The sequence below is a fragment of the Pseudomonas sp. PSE1(2024) genome (assembly GCF_050990555.1).
GTDB classification, from domain to species: domain Bacteria; phylum Pseudomonadota; class Gammaproteobacteria; order Pseudomonadales; family Pseudomonadaceae; genus Aquipseudomonas; species Aquipseudomonas aphyarum.
The window spans coordinates 3404216-3422002 of the sequence record NZ_CP158967.1 but is presented as its reverse complement, the minus strand read 5'-3'; the positions used below and the strand labels follow the sequence as shown (position 1 = coordinate 3422002).

Here is a 17787-nt window from a genome sequence, read left to right as displayed (position 1 = left end):
CCTAGGGTGAAGGCTGGAGACCGCGCAATCAGGAGACGTACATGCGCTATTCAGCCTTGACCCAACGAATCGCCGGGGAGGGAGCAGCGGCCTGGCGGATTCACGACCGAGCGCTGGAGTTACGCGCCGAGGGCATTGATGTGTTGCTGCTGTCCGTGGGTGATCCGGATTTCGATACGCCGCTGCCGATCATCCACGGCGCCATCGACAGCCTGCTGGCCGGCGATACCCATTATTCCGAAGTGCGCGGCCGGCTGGAGCTGCGCAAGCGGATTGCCGAGCGCCATCGGCGCAACAGCGGCCAGGATGTGGATGCCGAGCATGTGATCGTACTTCCCGGCGCGCAATGCGCGGTGTATTCGGTGGCGCAATGTCTGCTGGATCCGGGTGATGAAGTGATCGTCGCCGAGCCGATGTATGTAACTTATGAAGGCGTGTTTGGTGCTTGCGGCGCAACCGTGGTGCCGGTGCCGGTCCGCCCTGAGAACGGCTTTCGCGTCGATCCGGTGGATGTCGCGGCGCGGATCACTCCGAAGACGCGGGCCATGCTGCTCAACAGTCCCAACAATCCTTCCGGTGCCAGTCTGTCGCTGTTGATCTGGCAGGAGCTGGCGGCGTTGTGCATTCGCCACGACCTGTGGCTGATCAGCGATGAGGTCTACAGCGAATTGTTATACGAAGGCGAGCACGTCAGCCCGGCGAGTCTGCCGGGGATGGCCGAGCGCACCGCAACCATCAACAGCCTGTCCAAATCCCATGCGATGACCGGGTGGCGGATCGGCTGGATGATCGGACCGAAACCCTTGGCCGAGCATTTGGTGAATCTGTCGTTGAGCATGTTGTTCGGCCTGCCGGATTTTGTGCAGAAAGCGGCGCAGATCGCGCTGGAGAAAGATTTGCCGGAAGTGACGCAGATGCGCGAGGAATACCGGTTGCGTCGGGATCTGGTGTGCGAGCGCTTGCGCGGCTGTCCGGGGTTGTACCCGATCAAGCCGGATGGCGGGATGTTCGTGATGGTCGACGTGCGTCAGACCGGGCTCGGCGCGCAGGATTTTGCCGAGCGGTTGCTGGAGGGGTATGGGGTTTCGGTGCTGGCCGGTGAAGCGTTCGGGCCCAGTGCGGCGGGGCATATTCGCATCGGGCTGGTGGTGGATCGGGTGAAGCTGGCGGATGCGTGTTCAAGGATTGCCCTTTGTGCTGCGCAACTTCTGCAAGTGCGCAGCGCCTGAGGGTTTCCTCCTGATCGTTCCCACGCTCCGCGTGGGAATGCAGCCCGGGACGCTCCGTGTCCCTTCCAGAGCTGGAACGCGGAGCGTCCCTTGAGGCATTCCCACGCAGAGCGTGGGAACGATCATCAGTGGAGAGGATTCACCAAGTTGGCGGGTTTTTCCCCAGTCAACGCCGCCAACAGATTCTCCACCGCACACCGCGCCATCGCTTCGCGCGTCTCATGGGTCGCCGAGCCCATGTGCGGCGTCGCCACCACGTTGTTCAGCTGCAACAACGGCGAGTCGTGATTCAGCGGCTCGCGTTCAAACACATCCAGCCCCGCCGCGCGAATCCGGTTATGGCGCAAGGCGTCGATCATCGCCGCCTCATCCACAACTTTGCCCCGTGAGATGTTGATGAAAATGCTCTCCGGCCGCATCAACGCAAACTGCTCGGCACCAATCAAACCTTCAGTCTGCGCCGTCAACGGTAACGTCAGACAGATGAAATCCGCCTGTTGCAGCAAATCCTCCAGACTGCGGTACTGCGCATCGAAGCGTTCTTCCACCGCCGGTTTGCGCGACTGGCTGTGATAGATCACCGGCATCCCGAATCCGAAATGCCCACGCTGGGCCAGCGCCTCGCCGATGCGCCCCATGCCGATGATGCCCAGCGTCTTGCCATGCACATCGGTGCCGAAATGCGCCGGGCCGATGCTGCGATGCCAGTGACCGCCGCGCACCATGTTCGCCAGTTCCACCACGCGTCGGGCAGTGGCCAGGATCAGCGCGAAACCGGTGTCGGCGGTGGTTTCAGTGAGCACGTCCGGGGTGTTGGTCAGCATGACCTTGCGTCGGGTCAGGTAGTCAATGTCGTAGTTGTCGACGCCGACCGAGACGCTGGAAATCGCTTCAAGCTTCGGCGCCAGATCGAGCAGCGCCGCGTCCAGTTTCAGGCTTGCACCGAGCAACCCGTGGGCAAACGGCAGGGCGTCGCGAAGCTTCATCAGACCGTCGGCATCGAGGCTGTCGATCAGCGTCACGTCGACCTGTTCCTCAAGGCGCGCCATCAACGCCGGCGACAGTTTCTTGTACAGCACAACCTGTTTTTTCATCGCAGTCATCTCTCTATCAATTCAGGAGTGGGCCGGCAGCGGACGCGGTGCGACTGGCTTGGCCGTCACCCGGTCGCTCGCGCCGGGCTTGAGAAAAATCGTCAGCACCACCGAGAGCATCAGCGCGCCACTCATCAGCAGATACGAAGCGCCGGGCGAACCGGTAGAGCTGTTGAGGTAACCGACCAGATACGAGCCGCCGAACGAACCGAGAGCACCCATGCTGTTGATCAGCGCCATGGCGCCACCGGCAACGTTGGCCGGCAGGATCTCCGGCACGATGGCGAAGAACGGCCCGTACGGCGCGTACATGCACGCGCCGGCAATCACCAGCAGCGTGTACGACCACCAGAAATGTTCGGCGCCCAAAGCGTAGGAACCGTAGAACGCCACCGAGGCAATCAGCAGCGGCGGCCAGACGAAGCGTTTGCGCTTTTGCAGTTTGTCCGAGCCCCACGACACCAGCAGCATGCCGATTACCGCCGCCAGATACGGCAGGGCCGACAGCCAGCCGGCCTCGATCATGTCCATCTGCGCGCCGGCCTTGAGGATCGACGGCAGCCACAACACGAAGCCGTAGACGCCGATGCTCCAGCAGAAGAATTGCAGCGCCAGAATGATTACCTTCGGCGAACGGAAGGCTTCGGCGTAGTTCTTCACCGCTTTGATGCCGATCTGTTCGGCGGCGAGCGCGCTTTCCAGATCGTGCTTTTCCTGGTCGTTGAGCCACTTCGCCTGGGCCGGACGATCATCGGCCAGCTTCCACCAGATAAATGCCCAGAGCACCGCCGGCAGACCCTCGATGATGAACATCCAGCGCCAGCTGAAATGCTGCACCAGATAGCCCGAAACCACCGACATCCAGAGCATGGTTACCGGGTTGCCGAGGATCAGGAAGGTGTTGGCCCGCGAGCGTTCGGCGCGGGTGAACCAGTGACAGAGATAGACCAGCATCGCCGGCATCACCGCCGCTTCGACCACGCCGAGCATGAAGCGGATGACGATCAGCCAATAGGCGTTGGAGACCACGCCGGTCAGCGTGGCGAGCCCGCCCCAGAGGATCAGGCTGACGAAGATCAGCTTCTTGACGCTGTGCTTTTGCGCGTAGATCGCGCCGGGCACCTGGAAGAAAAAGTAACCGAGGAAGAACAGCGCGCCGAGCAGCGAGGACAGGCCCGGGGTGATCATCAGGTCGGCGGCCATCCCGGACGCGGCGGCGAATCCGTAATTGGCGCGGTCCAGGTACGCCAGGCTGTAGGTGATGAACACGATCGGCATGATGTACCACCAGCGGCGGGTGGCGAGGGTTGCGGTTTTCATGGTCTTGCTCCTGAGCTTGTTGTTTTTGTCGCAGCAGGGTTCAGATTTTGTAGTGGCTATGCGGGCCCATTCGCGAGCAAGCCCGCTCCCACATTTGGAACGCATTCCAGTGTGGGAGCGGCGGTGCGACGATTCGACTTGCTCGCGAAGGCGGCCTCGAATTCAGCGGTGACTTCGGATCGGGTCGGCAAACCCTCCATGTCGCCACGGCTCTGCACCGCACGACTGCCAATCCAGTTGGCGCGTCTGACCGCCTCGGGAAAACTCTGGTGCTCCAGCAGGGCACTGATCATCCCGACCGCAAATCCATCCCCGGCACCGACCGTATCGACCACGGTTTCCACCGGCATCCCGGCGACAAACCCCTGATCCAGATGCGTGCGGTAATACGCACCCTGCGGCCCGAGCTTGATCGCCACGGCTTCGGCACCCTGATCGAGATAGAACGCGGCGATATCCGCCGGATCTTCAAACCCGGTCAGCAATCGACCTTCGCTCAACCCCGGCAACACCCAGTGGGCGAGGGCGGCGAGGCGGTTGATCTCGCTGATCATCTCCCGCTCGCTGGCCCACAGGCTCGGACGCAGGTTCGGGTCGAACGACACGCTGCGCCCGGCGTTGCGCATGCGGGTCATCAGTTCATGGGACATTTCCCGGGCCGATGCGGACAGCGCCGGTGGAATGCCAGTGGCGTGCAGATGCCGGGCGCTTAACAGCGTCGGGCTGATCGACTGCGGCGACAGATGACTGGCCGCCGAGCCGCGACGAAAGTACTCGACCGTCGGATCGCTGCCGTCATCGTTGCGGGATTTCAGCTGGAAACCGGTCGGGTGCGCGTTGTCGACTTCGACATGGCTGCAATCCAGACCTTCGCGGGCCAGGGTTTCAACGACAAATCGTCCCAGCGAATCAGCCCCGACACGGCTCAGCCACGCCACCTTGAAACCCAGCCGCGACAATCCGATGGCGACGTTGCTGTCCGCCCCGGCAATCCGTTTGTGAAACTGCTCGACGGTGGCCAGATCACCGCTCTGTTCGGCGACAAACATGGCCATGGTTTCGCCGAACGACAGAATATCGATCTCAGACATGAGCAGGCTCCAGGCGGGACTGGCCGAGGCGGGCGAGGGCGGCGACGTGTTCGGTGGTGAGTTGCACCAGATCATCGCCCTGCAACGGGTATTCGGCGGCGCGCATGACCCCTTGGGCCATGTGCCGCAGCAGTTGTTCCCACAGATGCAGGTCGGTGGCGGCCGGTGGCACCGCCACCAGTTTGCCGTCCGCGCGGCGGGCCACGGCTTTGCAATGTACGTAGCCGACATGGCGGCCCAACAGTCGGGCGGCGCTGGTGGCGGACTGGTCTTGCCACTGCCAATTGCCGATATCGAAGGTCATTTTGATCGGCAGGTTGTGATGCTCGACGGCGGCGAAGAAGCGCTGGAACGGTTCGATACGACCGCCGTGCAGGGTCTGGTCGTTCTCCACCAACAGTTGCACCTGGCTTTGCGCAAGGATTTGCGCCAGCGTTTGCAGATCGTTGTTGTCGGTGAAGAAACCAAGGGAAACCTTCAGCCACCTCGAGCCGAACGCTTCGGCGTTTTGCAGCGCGGTGATGAGTTCCGGATTGGGCCGCGACTGACCGGCCAGCCACAGTTCGGTCGGCGAGGAATAGATGCTTTGCAGGCCTTGAGCTTGCGTGGCGGTGGAGAGTTGTTCCGGGACTTCGTTGGTCAGCAGCTCTTCGCGCCATTCGATGCGATTGGCGCCCGCAGCGGCCAGCACCTCTATGAACGAAGCCTGACCACGACGGCGAACAAGGTCGGCACCGAAGCTGGAAAGGCTGATGGAAACGGCAGGTTTATTCATTGTTATCTACCTCTGAAACCGGTTTCATTTTTGTTCAAAAAAAATCAGTAAGTTGTGCAGTGCTCTTTCGGGCCCCTTCGCGGGCAAGTCGAGTCGTCGCACCGCCGCTCCCACAGATATAGCGTCGTTAACAGTTCTCGAGTACACCCGAACACCTGTGGGAGCGGGCTTGCCCGCGAAGAGGCCGTGTCAGTCACCACAAAATCCACGGGTCGAACCGCGCTCAATGAGCACCGGCGCAAAATCCAGCGTCCGTGCCGCTTCATCGTCCCCACGCAACCGCTTGAGCAAACACTCAAACGCCCGCGCACCAATCTCCTCTGTAGGCTGGGCGAGGGCGGTGATTCCGCTGCCTACCAACGGATACCAATCCAGATCATCCAGCGCGATCAGCCCGACAGCCTCGAACAGCCGGCAGCCAATCTCGCGTAAGGCCAGGGTACAGGCCAGCGCCGCCACGCCATTGGCGCAGAACAGGGCTTTCGGGCCGTTATCAGGTGTGTTCAAAAAGATTTGAAGATCGTTCGCTAGGCTTGGGCCGGTTTCCAGCACCGCGCCACGCATGTCTTCACGCTGGCCAATCTGCTGCTGAAAACCGCTGACCCGCTCGATCCGCGAACTGGTGCCGTCATAGGGTTCCGTCACCAGCAACACATCGCGATAGCCACGCTGCTGAAGATGTTCGAGCGCCATCTCGATGGCCTGCGGGTTGTTCAGCCCGACCATGTCGCTGTCCAGCCCCTCGACTTTGCGATCCACCAGCACCAGCGGCATTTCCCGCTTCAACTCATCCAGTTCATCCCGGTGATGGCCCAGGGTGTTCACGATCAGCCCTTCGATGTTGTACGAGCGCAACAGCGCCAGGTGCTGGCGTTCCTGCTCGTCATCGCGGTCGGTGTTGCACACCACCAGGCTGTAACCGTGCCGGCGGCAGGCGGTTTCCACGCCGTGCATCACGGCAATCGAATAAGGGTTGCGGATATCGGCCACCAGCATGCCGATCAGGCGCGTGCGGCCGCGTTTCAGGCCGCGGGCCATTTGATTGGGGCGATAGCCGAGTTCGGCAATGGCCTGCTCGATGCGCTGGGCGATGGCATCCGAGAGCAGGGCGCGGTCGTCACCAATGAAGCGCGAGACGCTGGCCTTGGACACGCCTGCGTGTTCGGCGACGTCGAGCATGGTGACGCGGCTGCGCTGGGCGGCGGAGAAATCGTTCACGGGTGGGTCTTCTTATTGTCTGAAACCGGTTTCAGGAGACACCAAACCCTTTGGTGGCGTCAAGTGAAGATGCTTTGCGTAGCCGGGTGGAAGTCGGATAAGTCCGACAGACGGTAGCAATACCTGTCAGATCTGACAGTAGGCAGCGCAGGAGATCAGATGTTTACTTTTACCCAACGAACAGCTTTTTATTTTCATCAGATTCCAATCATCAATTTTGATGGCAGGTTATGAAAAATGTCGATATCGACCAATAAGGCACCCACTTCCGCGGGAACAGTTAATTCAGCGGGAGGCGGTATTCTTGCCGACATTATAAAAGTTGACGGTGTAGACCCGAGTGATGTCGAGGGTAATCTCACACCTCCAGAATCTACAGGCGGGACTATTGCGAGAGTACCGAGATGGAAGGACTATTCGGCTGATCCAAAAAGGCCGGACAGGTTGCAAGTGTTTTTCGAACAGCTCGGAAGTATAACGACGATTCACGACAAGCCTTACGTGCCAGTGAGTATTACTGAGATTCAGATACCGCTTACTCCTTTATTGTTGAGCAAAAGCGGAGTTGCCTGGTTGTATTATCTGGTCACTGACGCGGACGGTAACGACGATCCCGCGCCCCGGCGGAAACTGACAATCGATCACACGCAGATTCCAGTTCGGCCATTACCCGAAGTAAAGTTTCTTCACACGACTTTCTGGGGGTACTGGAACTGTATTATTCTTCCCGCTCTCAGCGGGGGTGGGTGGATTGAAGTTTTGCCTCAAGTGATTGGCAGTCCCAAAGATCTTTATATATTGGAATGGAGAGGATGTGAAAGTCTCAACGGTGTAGGCGAAGTTAGCGAAACATTTGGTACTTTTGAGAGAGAGTTGAGTGCCGAGGATAATTCGAAAGGTTTCAGAATGCTCATACCGTACGAAAGGTTTATAAAGCCGTTAACGCCTGGTGTGGTCATTCAATCGGCGTTAGTGGTGGGTAAAATTTACAGTGGAGGGAGGTTGGTTGCGCAGTCCGGATCTGCGTTGGTAAAAATCGATACAACAATACCTGGATAGTTGTGCCGTCATAACGAGCACTTCGCTTGTTGTTTTTCGGGTGGATGGTTCTTGCCGATTGAATGGAAAGGGTCTTCAGAAACACGTAACTCCCTGAAAGACTCTGGTCATTTTGGTAAGTGTTCTTGAGTAACAGCTTTTCTATTCTCATCATGGAGCGTGTGAAATGACTATCGAAGAAAAAATTCCTGCTGATACAAAAAGTGCGAAAAGTGCGAATGCAGGTGGCGGCGTCCTTTCTGATCCACCGGTTATTGCTAACCTCGCAGTGAATGGGCGAGTTAAAAAGGCTGATTTTGACAGAGGGACTGTCGACATCGAACTTTCTGGATTGAACAACTCGGCCAGTGGGACGGCAACACTTGAACGGGTTAATCCGGACGGCACGGTCACGCCTCTTGAGTCAAAAAACCTGGAGGGCGCCAACGTACCGTTGATGTATGCATTGAAAATAACCGACATTCCTGAACATACAGCGCCGGAAGATCCTACTCCTTATTTATTTCGGTTCGCGGTTTACGATGGCGACGGCAACGAGGACCATTCCACGGCTCCTACTACCGTGTTGGCCAGGTATCGTGGGCCATACGCAAGGAAAACCCCTTCAGGCAGAGGCCTTGTCCCGGCGGTTGCGTATGTGAATGCGCCGGCCGATGGCATCCTGAATCAGGCTTGGTTTAACAACAATCCAGGAGGGCTCAGGTGCAAGCCAGTCACAACTTATCCTTTTAGTCATGCGGAAGATATTCATAACTTCTATTTGAATACGAGAGCTTTGCCCTCGAGTTCGCAAACTCCGATTTTTAGCGGGACGCTGAATGCGAGCGGAGAGTTTGTTTTAGGTAATGACGTCCTACGCGCACTGGGTAATGTATCACTTTATCAACTCACCAATATTGTTGACGTCGCCGGATTCAGGAGCGGCGATTCGATACCCAAAAAGGACCTTGCAATCCAGCAGCCACCGGCAGTTGTATTTTTCCCTCTTGAAGTTCCAGAAGCCGGTACCGATGGCACCACCGTGCTGACGCTGAAACACTTCAACCCTGTTGTAAATGGTGTAAGCAAAACCGTAAAGGTCAACCTGCCTCGGCCTACGAACGGTGCTGCGGGAGCAATTATTGAAGTCAAGCTGGAAAATGAAGTCCTTGGCAGTAAGCCTTTGGGCGCATCGGGAGGGCTGGAATTTGATATGACCTACGATGCATATGCTGCTGCGATTGGCACGTCAACTGTCGAGGTTGCCGCAAAACTTACCTACACCTACAAAGAGGGTTCTGCAGCTGCTCAGGATTCGAAACAGGTAACCACGGTATATTTGAACAATAAGCGGCCAGAGATAGGATTGATACCGGAGCCGGATCTTGATAGTGAGAACATTCCACCTGTTGAGGTTACCGGCGACACACGTACTCTAAATCACCTCGTTCCAGGTGACTTTGGGGAGCCGATTAAATTTACGTTCAAAATGTGGGAAATGGACGTTGGTGATCCACTGTCCGGTACTGCAACGGTGGGCTTCCATTACAACGAAAAGTTCATGGGGGATACAACCATTGAGCCGACCGATACAGAGGCCTCAATATATGTAGACTTCGCTACAGTCTCTGTTCATGGCACTGGTATAAAAAAAGCGTATTGCGACATTCGTTATCTGGATGTTGACGCTACTGTCAAACAGAAAACCCCGACCGATGTTAACTTCGAGGCTAATGAGGTCAAGCTGGAGGAGCACGCGGCGAGGACTTTCAATACCGACAGAGTATGCAGTTGCCCTTCGTTCGACCTGGTTGGAGGCGAGCTTCTATGGCGTGTGGCCGTGCCACAAGGGCAAAGTTCGCTGCCGGCAGGTCAAAGCATCACGCTGCATGCCGTAGGTTATGACGACGTCGCAATGAATATACCAATCGGTACTCCTCACTCGGAGACGAAACAGGTTGTTGCCGGGGTGCAAACCATTTTTGATGTCAACTTCACTTATCTCAAGACATTGCAAGGTCCGATCGTGCCATTTCCAGGAACCCCCGACTTTAACTACGTATATGTATGGTACGAAACCACGATCGCCGGAACACTCTACAAATCACCGGAAGTCCTGCACAGGGTCAACGTGCGCAATACCAGTAGCAAGTTCTGCGATGGCAGCGAGTAAGTAACTACCGACCGTGCCTGGCTTACAGGGAGACTGTGAGCCAGGTAACGGTTTCACTTACGAGTTATGAAGGTATGTCCGGCTACAAAAGAGGACTTGTCCTACAGATGTATGTGGGGTTGGTCTGTAGTCTCCCGCCCCGCAAATCCTGCTTCAGCGGATATTCCGACAACTTCATGTAAGAGTTTTTTCCTATGCCAATGTCGTCATTGCGTTCCAGAACAATTGTCAAAGGATGCGCACTTTCGGCGCTCTCATCATTTGTGTTTCTCGCTGCGTCCGTACAGGCCGGGACCGTTCCTGGCGGCACGACTCATACCATTGACAACACGTTACCCGCCGAAGACTGGACGTTGAATCCCGGCTCTACGCTCATTTCCAACGGTGCCCAGGCACTCGACGTGACCGCTCAGGGCGCGACATTCAACAATAACGGTGGGAGTGCGGGGCGCCTCGATGGAAGACTTAATTCAACGTTCAATCTAACCAACGCGTCCGTTGATCGTATCGGCGGTGGATTTGCGGTAATGGTCAACGACAGCACTGCAAACTTCGACAACAGCACGGTCACCAGCGACGACATCGGCCTGCAACTGATCCGCAACAATTCGGGGCAGATCGGCTCCAGGGTTTTCCTCACGAACAACAGTTCTGTTGTCGCGCTCAACGGTGGCGCTCTGGCGACCGGGTTCAGCCAGATCAATCTTGCGAATTCATCCATCGAGGCCACCAGTTCGACGGCTTATGGCGTTCGCTTGAGCAATGCCGATCTCAATGCTGTCGGCAGTACGATTACCGGTGGATTGAACGGTTTACAAATCGGTCGTGAAATTGCCGGGGTCAGAACCTCCACAATAAAACTGGATAGCACCACGGTCGAAGGTAAAGCGGGTGCTGCCATCGTTGTCGGTTTTCAGGACAGGTCGGGAATCACTGCGAATATCGACGCTACCAACGGTACTCGACTGATCGGCGCCAATGGCACGATGGTGGAGGTCAACGATGGGGCCGCAGTCAATTTCAAAGCGGATCGCAGCGACCTCACGGGCAACTTTGTTGTGGAGTCCGGCAGCTCGGCCACCGTTACCTTGCAAAATGCCTCGACGCTCAATGGTGATTTGCAGAATGTCGGCCAGGTAAGCCTCGACGCGAGCGCAATGACTGGTAACGTGTTGGCGGATAGCGCGAGTCCCGCTCTGGTGCAACTGACCAATGGTTCATCGCTCGAAGGTGATTTGCGCAATGTCGCTCGTTCGGTGCTCGACACCGGCAGTGTTCTGAACGGCAATGTACAAGCCGCTGCGGGAACCGCGGCCACTGTCAGCCTGAACAACGGCTCGGTTATCAACGGCAACGTCGACAATGTCGCCAGCCTCTCACTGAACAATGGCAGCACGCTGACCGGCAACGTCACCACCGATACCAATGGCAGTGTCCTGCTGGACAACGGTTCGGTACTCACCGGTCAGATCAACAACTCGGGCAATCTGACCATCAACAATGCTGCGCAATGGGTCATGACCGGCGACAGCACCGTGCAGCAACTGGGCATGAACAACGGTGTCGTGCAGATGGGTACCAACGAGCAGTTCCTCCATCTGAAAGTCGGCAATCTCTCGGGTAATGGCACCTTCGTGATGGGGACCGATCTGGGTAATGGCAATACTGATTTTATTGAGGCGGACAATGCCACCGGGCGTCACCAATTGTTGATCTCGGCTACGGGGACTACGCCGGTTACGGCAGATGCGGTGAAAGTCGGCAATATTGCCGCTGGCACCGCTGCTTTTACTCTGGCCAATAAAGACACGGTGGATGCCGGTACATTCGTTTACCGACTGAAGCAGGACGGGCAGGGCCTGTACCTCGACCCGGACAAGGAAACTGTCAGCACTTCGACCAACACCGCCCTGGCTTTGGCCGGCAGTGCCCGCAGCGTATTGAACGCGGAAATGAACATGCTCAGCGACCAGATCGGTGATCGTGGATTGAGCCTCCAACCCGACGCTTCGCTTCGCGCGGCCAGCGACAGTGACACCACTAAATTGAGCAACAGTGTCTGGGTGCGTACGAATGGCAACCAGTACCGCGTCAAGAATGCCTATGGCAATGGCTACAGTCAGAACACGAACGGCATCACCGGTGGTGCCGATACGATGATGGACATTGCCGGCCGCGCCTGGGTTGTCGGTGGTTTCGTGGGCGCCAGCCGCACCAACATGGACCTCAAATACGGCTCCAGCGCGACGGTCGACAGTCTGAATGCCGGCGCCTACGGCAGCACCTACGATGTTGGAAGTGGTGTGTTCGTCAACGTCATGGTCAAGATCAACCAGTTCGACAACAAGGCCAAGGTCACCATGAGCGACGGCACGCGGGCCAAGGGCGGCTACAAGGCTTTGGGTGCCAGTGGTTCGGTGGCGGTGGGCAAGCATATTCGCCTGAAAGACGACTGGTTTGTCGAGCCGCAGGTCCGGGTGTCGACCGGTGTGACCCAGAGCGACAGCTATCGATTGGATAACGGCCTTGAAGTCGAAGCCGACACCATGCGTTCGCTTCAGGGCAATGTTGGAGTAAGGGGTGGTCGAGTCATTGCCCTTGAAAAAGGCAGCCTGCTGGAACCGAGCCTGTCGCTGGGCGCCAACCATGAGTTTGTCAAAGCCAACCGGGTCAAGATCAACGACGACAGGTTAGATGACGATCGCGCCAGCAGTGGTGTTGGATATGGAGCGGGTTTGAAGTGGACACCGGCGCAACGCAACTGGCAGGTTTCCGGTCAGGTCGGTGGCAGCAAAGGTAATACCGTCAATCAGGACTGGAGTGGCAGCCTGCGGGTCAGTTACTTCTTCTGATGCGCTGAAACAACAAACGCCCCGTGCAGAGATGCCGGGGCGTTTTTTGTGCTCAACCGAACAGCCCGGCGGCGATGTTGATCGAGAAACCCAGAATCGCGGTGTTGAACACAAACCCGATCAACGACTGCGCCAGCACGATCTTGCGTATCTCCCGTGTCGCCACGCCGACATCCGCAGTTTGCACGGCCACGCCGATGGTGAACGAGAAGTACAGAAAGTCCCAATAGTTGGGCGTTGTCAGGCCATCGGCAAAGCGCAGCGCGGGCTCCTTGCCGTCCCAGGTGTAAAACAGCCGGGCGTAGTGGACGCAGAAAATCACGCCGATCAGCAGCCATGAGCCGATGACCGTCAATGCGGTAAAACCGTAATGCATCAGTTTGTGGTGGGTATCCAGGTCCTTGCTGCCGACAAGTTCCAGGGTGATGGCCGCCAGGCTTGCCAGCGCCGCAATACACACCACGAACAGCACCAGCCCGGCGTTTTCATCTTCGACGACGGCGATCTGCTTGACGTCCGGCGCCTTGGCCCGGGCGGTGAGCCAGAGCATCAGCACCAGATAGGTCCAGACCCCGGCATTCCAGCCGATGAGTATTTTACTGATGACGGAATCGGCGGGTACCAACAGGCCGACGGCGAGGCCGAGCAGGAAGGCGGCAGAGAGGCGAGGGTGGGTGCGGGCGAGGAAGCGCATGGAGAGCTCTTTGTTGACGGCGTCGAGCAAACCATAGCATGGGTGTGGGTTCTGGCAGGTGCGGGGGGCTGCAAACAAGAAACCTTGAGACTCTGTCAGCATCGACAAGACACTCAAGGTTTTTTTGTTTCTGAAAGATGGGCGTGTAGCTGGATCAGTTCTGGATTCGAAGCGTGCCTTCGGAGATCGTCACGGTTTTCGGAGGGCTATCACCGTTCTGGCCTAGGAACTCGAATTTGGATTCAATTATCCCCTTGTCCGAGCCGAGGGCAGGAACGCTGGTAAAGGTGACTTTACCTTGAGTTGCCCTGTAGAACGGATCAATGCCAACCGCCAGAGGCTCCACGAGTACCGCTCTGACCAGACCGGAATCCGAGATCAGGTCGTAGGAGACGTCCGTTTTAGCGTCCTGTGACACGTCCAGAACAATGCTCAGATCCCGCTTCGGCCGGCCATCAATCGACCAATCTCCCCGAGCCTTCCATGCTTGCTGATTGAAAGCCGAATCGAACTGTGCCGTAAGGTGGACGGTTTTCGTTGTGTAACTGTCTTCTACCGGTGGTTCGAGTCCTTTGACATTAGCGGTCAAAGTCCCTTCGGATTTTGCTTGTGCAACATTCATGGCTTGGCACTCCCTTGGTCGTTGGGCGCCAGATCAAGTTCCCCTTCAACAGTTACTTGCTCTTTTCCGTTCTGCGACACGGCAACGAAGTTGAACGTTGCCTTGGCCTCATCGGTGGTGGCGTTCACTGTGACAGTGACGGTACCGCTTTTCGCAAGGAAGGGGGGTTCGCCGGAGCCGGATGTACTTTTCCACCAGCTAGCCGAAGCCTGAGGATTAGCATCGGCGAAATCGAAAGTCTGGTTGTCGATGTCACCCTCATTCACGAATCTCAGGGAAATGTTTCTGCGTTCATTCTGCCAGTCCGGCAATGAGGCCCACCCTTGCAGGGAGCGTCCATTACCCGTTGAATAGAGCTTTTCCTCTGCAACAAACTTTAGGAGTTCGGGATCGCTTGTGTCGGCTGTAAATGTGCCCTTTGCATTGCGATTTGCATCGTCCTTTACATTCGTCATGAGAAGCTCCTGATTCAAGTCAAAACGCTAAGTCAAACGTGACAGGAGCTAGCCTAAGGGCTTGGGGCGATCGGCGAACCTGTCAAAGTTGACAGGTGTAAAAACCGATCGCCTTATAGCGAAATTTCATTTCTTGCCGGCCCATCGGGTTACGGCTTTCACCACCACCACAAAAAACACCGGCACAAAAATCACCGCCAACGTCGCGGTAATCATCCCGCCAATCACTCCGGTGCCGATGGCTTGCTGGCTCGCAGAACTGGCGCCCGTGGCAATCGCCAGCGGCACCACTCCCAGAATGAACGCCAGCGAAGTCATGACAATCGGCCGCAACCGCAGGCGCGCCGCTTGCAACGTGGCGTCAATCAGGTCGTGACCTTCGTCATAAAGACTCTTGGCGAACTCGATGATCAGAATCGCGTTCTTCGCCGACAGGCCGATGATGGTGATCAACCCGACCTTGAAGAACACATCGTTGGGCATCCCGCGCAGAGTCACCGCCAGCACCGCGCCGAGTACACCCAGCGGTACAACGAGCAGCACGGAAGTCGGAATCGACCAGCTCTCATACAACGCCGCCAGACACAGGAACACGATCAGCAGCGACAGCCCGAGCAGAATCGGCGCCTGGCTGCCGGACAAACGTTCCTGCAGCGACAGACCGGTCCATTCCTGGCCCAGACCCTTCGGCCCTTGGGCGACCAAACGTTCGATTTCCGCCATGGCTTCGCCGGTGCTGTGGCCGGGTTTCGGTTCGCCGGAAATCGAGATTGCCGGGTAGCCGTTGTAACGGGTCAGTTGCGCCGGGCCCTGGGTCCATGTGGCTCGGACGAACGCCGACAGCGGCACCATTTTCCCGGCGTCGTTGCGCACGTGCATTTTCAGCAGGTCATCGACCTGACTGCGCCGGTCGCCTTCGGCCTGCACGACAACGCGTTGCATGCGCCCCTGATTGGGGAAGTCATTGACGTACGAAGAGCCGATGGCCGTGGACAGTACGTTGCCAACATCGGCGAACGAAACCCCTAGGGCGTTGGCCTGTTTGCGGTCCACTTCCAGCTGTACTTGCGGCGCTTCGGCCAGCGCGCTTTCACGCACGTTCATCAGGATCGGGCTTTTCTCGGCGGCGGCCAGCAACTGGGTGCGCGCTTCCATCAGGGTCGCATGACCGAGGCCGCCGCGATCCTGCAAGCGGAACTCGAAACCGCTGGACGTACCGAGGCCGTCCACCGGCGGCGGCAGCACAGCGAAGGCCACGGCGTCCTTGATCTGGCTGAGGGCGATGTTGGCGCGGTCGGCAATCGAACTTGCCGAGTCATCGCTGCCACGCTGCGACCAGTCCTTGAGTGTGGTGAACGCCAGCGCGGCGTTCTGCCCGCTGCCGGAGAAGCTGAAACCGAGAATCACGGTGCTGTCGCCCACACCCGGTTCGCCAGCGTTGTGCGCTTCGATCTGCTCGACCACCTGCACCGTACGGTTCTTGCTCGCGCCGGGCGGCAGTTGAATGTCGGTGATGGTGTAACCCTGATCCTCGACCGGCAGGAACGAGGAGGGCAGGCGCGCGAAGCACAGGCCCAGGCCGACCAGCAACACAACGTAGATCAGCAGATAACGACCGGTGCGTTTCAGTGCGTAGCCGACCCAGCTCTGATAACGATCAGTCAGTTGCTCGAAGCGGCGGTTGAACCAGCCGAAGAATCCGGTTTTCTCGTGGTGCTCGCCCTTGGCGATCGGCTTGAGCAAGGTTGCGCACAGTGCCGGGGTCAAGGTCAGGGCAAGGAAGGCCGAGAACAGAATCGAAGTGGCCATCGACAGTGAGAACTGGCGATAGATGACGCCCACCGAACCCTGCATGAACGCCATCGGAATGAACACCGCCACCAATACCAGCGTGATGCCGATGATCGCGCCGGTGATCTGGGTCATCGCCTTGCGCGTCGCCTCTTTCGGTGACAGGCCTTCGGTGGCCATGATCCGCTCGACGTTCTCCACCACCACGATGGCGTCGTCCACCAGAATGCCGATGGCCAGCACCATGCCGAACATGGTCAGCACGTTGATCGAGAAACCCAGCGCAAGCATGGTCGCGAAGGTACCCATCAGCGCCACCGGCACCACCAGCGTCGGGATCAGTGTGTAGCGGATGTTCTGCAGGAACAGGAACATCACCGCAAACACCAGCAACATCGCCTCGCCGAGGGTGTAGACCACTTTGGTGATCGAGACTTTCACGAACGGCGAAGTGTCGTAGGGAATCTTGTATTCCACGCCTGCCGGGAAGTAGCGCGACAGTTCATCCATCTTCGCCCGGATCAAAGTGGCGGTGCTGAGGGCGTTGGCGCCCGGCGCCAGTTGCACGCCGACGGCGGTGGACGGCTTGCCATTCAGACGGGTGCCAAACTGGTACTCCTGGCTGCCGATCTCGACCCGCGCCACATCCTTGATGCGCACGGTGGAACCGTCCGGGTTGGCCTTGAGCACGATGTCGGCGAACTCTTCCGGTGTCGAAAGCTGACCCTTGACCAGAATCGTCGCGGTGATTTCCTGAGTGCTCGGGTTCGGCAGATCGCCGATGCTGCCCGCCGATACCTGAGCGTTCTGCGCGACGATGGCGGCGTTGACGTCGGCCGGCGTCAGGCTGAAACCGATCAGCTTCTGCGGATCGACCCAGATCCGCATCGCCCGTTCGGCGCCATACAACTGGGCCTTGCCGACGCCGTCGATGCGTTTGATCTCGTTCATCACGTTGCGCGCCAGGTAATCGCTGAGCGCCACGTCATCGAGCTTGCCGTCGCTGGAGGTGAGGGTGATCAGCAGCAGGAAACCGGCGGAGACTTTCTCCACCTGCAAGCCTTGCTGGTTGACCGCTTGCGGCAGACGCGACTCGACCACCTTGAGGCGGTTCTGTACATCGACCTGCGCCAGTTCCGGGTTGGTGCCCGGCTGGAAAGTGGCCTTGATCGTGGCGCTGCCGAGGCTGCTTTGCGATTCGAAATACAGCAGGTGATCGGCGCCGTTGAGCTCTTCCTCGATCAGGCTGACCACGCTTTCGTCAACGGTCTGCGCCGAGGCGCCCGGGTACACGGCATAGATTTCGATCTGCGGCGGCGCGACGTCGGGGTATTGCGCCACCGGCAATTGCGGGATGGCCAGCGCGCCGGCCAACAGGATGAACAACGCGACGACCCAGGCGAACACCGGGCGGTCGATAAAGAACTGCGGCATA

The 17787-nt window shown here is 58.0% G+C and carries 13 protein-coding genes; 4 read left to right on the top strand and 9 right to left on the bottom strand.

Annotated features, from left to right (window positions below; genetic code table 11):
* Nucleotides 1-41 precede the first annotated feature (41 nt).
* Entirely contained in the window at nt 42-1229 is a 1188-nt protein-coding gene (locus ABTV87_RS15365) for a pyridoxal phosphate-dependent aminotransferase (RefSeq protein WP_221535812.1), read from the top strand.
* Between the two features lie 125 nt (nt 1230-1354).
* Here the strand turns inward: ABTV87_RS15365 and ABTV87_RS15360 are convergent, their stop codons facing one another.
* From ABTV87_RS15360 to ABTV87_RS15340, 5 genes are all read right to left on the bottom strand, one after another.
* Entirely contained in the window at nt 1355-2323 is a 969-nt protein-coding gene (locus ABTV87_RS15360; RefSeq protein ID WP_221535811.1) for a 2-hydroxyacid dehydrogenase, read from the bottom strand.
* A 21-nt stretch (nt 2324-2344) separates the two neighbouring features.
* The gene (locus ABTV87_RS15355; protein ID WP_085603390.1) at nt 2345-3643 is read right to left on the bottom strand and encodes an MFS transporter; all 1299 of its coding nucleotides are present in this window, start codon (nt 3641-3643) and stop codon (nt 2345-2347) included.
* A 56-nt stretch (nt 3644-3699) separates the two neighbouring features.
* Nucleotides 3700-4734, bottom strand: coding sequence for a sugar kinase (locus ABTV87_RS15350; RefSeq protein WP_433897852.1), 1035 nt, complete (start codon nt 4732-4734; stop codon nt 3700-3702).
* Nucleotides 4727-5509, bottom strand: coding sequence for a sugar phosphate isomerase/epimerase family protein (locus tag ABTV87_RS15345; protein WP_221535830.1), 783 nt, complete (start codon nt 5507-5509; stop codon nt 4727-4729). The genes ABTV87_RS15350 and ABTV87_RS15345 overlap by 8 nt, the downstream gene beginning before the upstream one ends.
* A 189-nt stretch (nt 5510-5698) precedes the next feature.
* A complete protein-coding gene (locus tag ABTV87_RS15340; protein WP_309475620.1) occupies nt 5699-6727 on the bottom strand; it encodes a LacI family DNA-binding transcriptional regulator in 1029 nt (342 codons plus the stop codon).
* Between the two features lie 237 nt (nt 6728-6964).
* Here ABTV87_RS15340 and ABTV87_RS15335 point away from each other — a divergent pair, with 237 nt between their 5' ends.
* From ABTV87_RS15335 to ABTV87_RS15325, 3 genes are all read left to right on the top strand, one after another.
* Nucleotides 6965-7786, top strand: a complete 822-nt coding sequence (locus tag ABTV87_RS15335; RefSeq protein ID WP_085603397.1) for a hypothetical protein — start codon at nt 6965-6967, stop codon at nt 7784-7786.
* A gap of 166 nt (nt 7787-7952) precedes the next feature.
* Nucleotides 7953-9938 (top strand): hypothetical protein, encoded by a 1986-nt coding sequence (locus ABTV87_RS15330; protein ID WP_221534901.1) that lies wholly within the window; start codon nt 7953-7955, stop codon nt 9936-9938.
* A 194-nt stretch (nt 9939-10132) separates the two neighbouring features.
* Entirely contained in the window at nt 10133-12790 is a 2658-nt protein-coding gene (locus ABTV87_RS15325) for an autotransporter outer membrane beta-barrel domain-containing protein (protein ID WP_433897851.1), read from the top strand.
* A gap of 52 nt (nt 12791-12842) precedes the next feature.
* Here the strand turns inward: ABTV87_RS15325 and ABTV87_RS15320 are convergent, their stop codons facing one another.
* From ABTV87_RS15320 to ABTV87_RS15305, 4 genes are all read right to left on the bottom strand, one after another.
* Nucleotides 12843-13484 (bottom strand): DUF1345 domain-containing protein, encoded by a 642-nt coding sequence (locus ABTV87_RS15320; protein WP_085603401.1) that lies wholly within the window; start codon nt 13482-13484, stop codon nt 12843-12845.
* A gap of 154 nt (nt 13485-13638) precedes the next feature.
* Complete coding sequence (locus ABTV87_RS15315) at nt 13639-14106, bottom strand: hypothetical protein (RefSeq protein WP_221534902.1); 468 nt, start codon at nt 14104-14106, stop codon at nt 13639-13641.
* Complete coding sequence (locus ABTV87_RS15310) at nt 14103-14561, bottom strand: hypothetical protein (RefSeq protein ID WP_221534903.1); 459 nt, start codon at nt 14559-14561, stop codon at nt 14103-14105. The genes ABTV87_RS15315 and ABTV87_RS15310 overlap by 4 nt, the downstream gene beginning before the upstream one ends.
* Before the next feature lie 126 nt (nt 14562-14687).
* Nucleotides 14688-17786 (bottom strand): efflux RND transporter permease subunit, encoded by a 3099-nt coding sequence (locus ABTV87_RS15305; RefSeq protein WP_221534904.1) that lies wholly within the window; start codon nt 17784-17786, stop codon nt 14688-14690.
* Between the last annotated feature and the right edge of the window lies 1 nt (nt 17787).

Bases quoted from the DNA above. Each gene is read 5' to 3' on its own strand.
- ABTV87_RS15310 (WP_221534903.1), bottom strand. From the start codon at position 14,561: ATGACGAATGTAAAGGACGATGCAAATCGCAATGCAAAGGGCACATTT.
- ABTV87_RS15305 (WP_221534904.1), bottom strand. From the start codon at position 17,786: ATGCCGCAGTTCTTTATCGACCGCCCGGTGTTCGCCTGGGTCGTCGCG.
- ABTV87_RS15325 (WP_433897851.1), top strand. From the start codon at position 10,133: ATGCCAATGTCGTCATTGCGTTCCAGAACAATTGTCAAAGGATGCGCA.
- ABTV87_RS15315 (WP_221534902.1), bottom strand. From the start codon at position 14,106: ATGAATGTTGCACAAGCAAAATCCGAAGGGACTTTGACCGCTAATGTC.
- ABTV87_RS15360 (WP_221535811.1), bottom strand. From the start codon at position 2,323: ATGAAAAAACAGGTTGTGCTGTACAAGAAACTGTCGCCGGCGTTGATG.
- ABTV87_RS15320 (WP_085603401.1), bottom strand. From the start codon at position 13,484: ATGCGCTTCCTCGCCCGCACCCACCCTCGCCTCTCTGCCGCCTTCCTG.
- ABTV87_RS15355 (WP_085603390.1), bottom strand. From the start codon at position 3,643: ATGAAAACCGCAACCCTCGCCACCCGCCGCTGGTGGTACATCATGCCG.
- ABTV87_RS15335 (WP_085603397.1), top strand. From the start codon at position 6,965: ATGTCGATATCGACCAATAAGGCACCCACTTCCGCGGGAACAGTTAAT.
- ABTV87_RS15365 (WP_221535812.1), top strand. From the start codon at position 42: ATGCGCTATTCAGCCTTGACCCAACGAATCGCCGGGGAGGGAGCAGCG.
- ABTV87_RS15330 (WP_221534901.1), top strand. From the start codon at position 7,953: ATGACTATCGAAGAAAAAATTCCTGCTGATACAAAAAGTGCGAAAAGT.
- ABTV87_RS15350 (WP_433897852.1), bottom strand. From the start codon at position 4,734: ATGTCTGAGATCGATATTCTGTCGTTCGGCGAAACCATGGCCATGTTT.
- ABTV87_RS15345 (WP_221535830.1), bottom strand. From the start codon at position 5,509: ATGAATAAACCTGCCGTTTCCATCAGCCTTTCCAGCTTCGGTGCCGAC.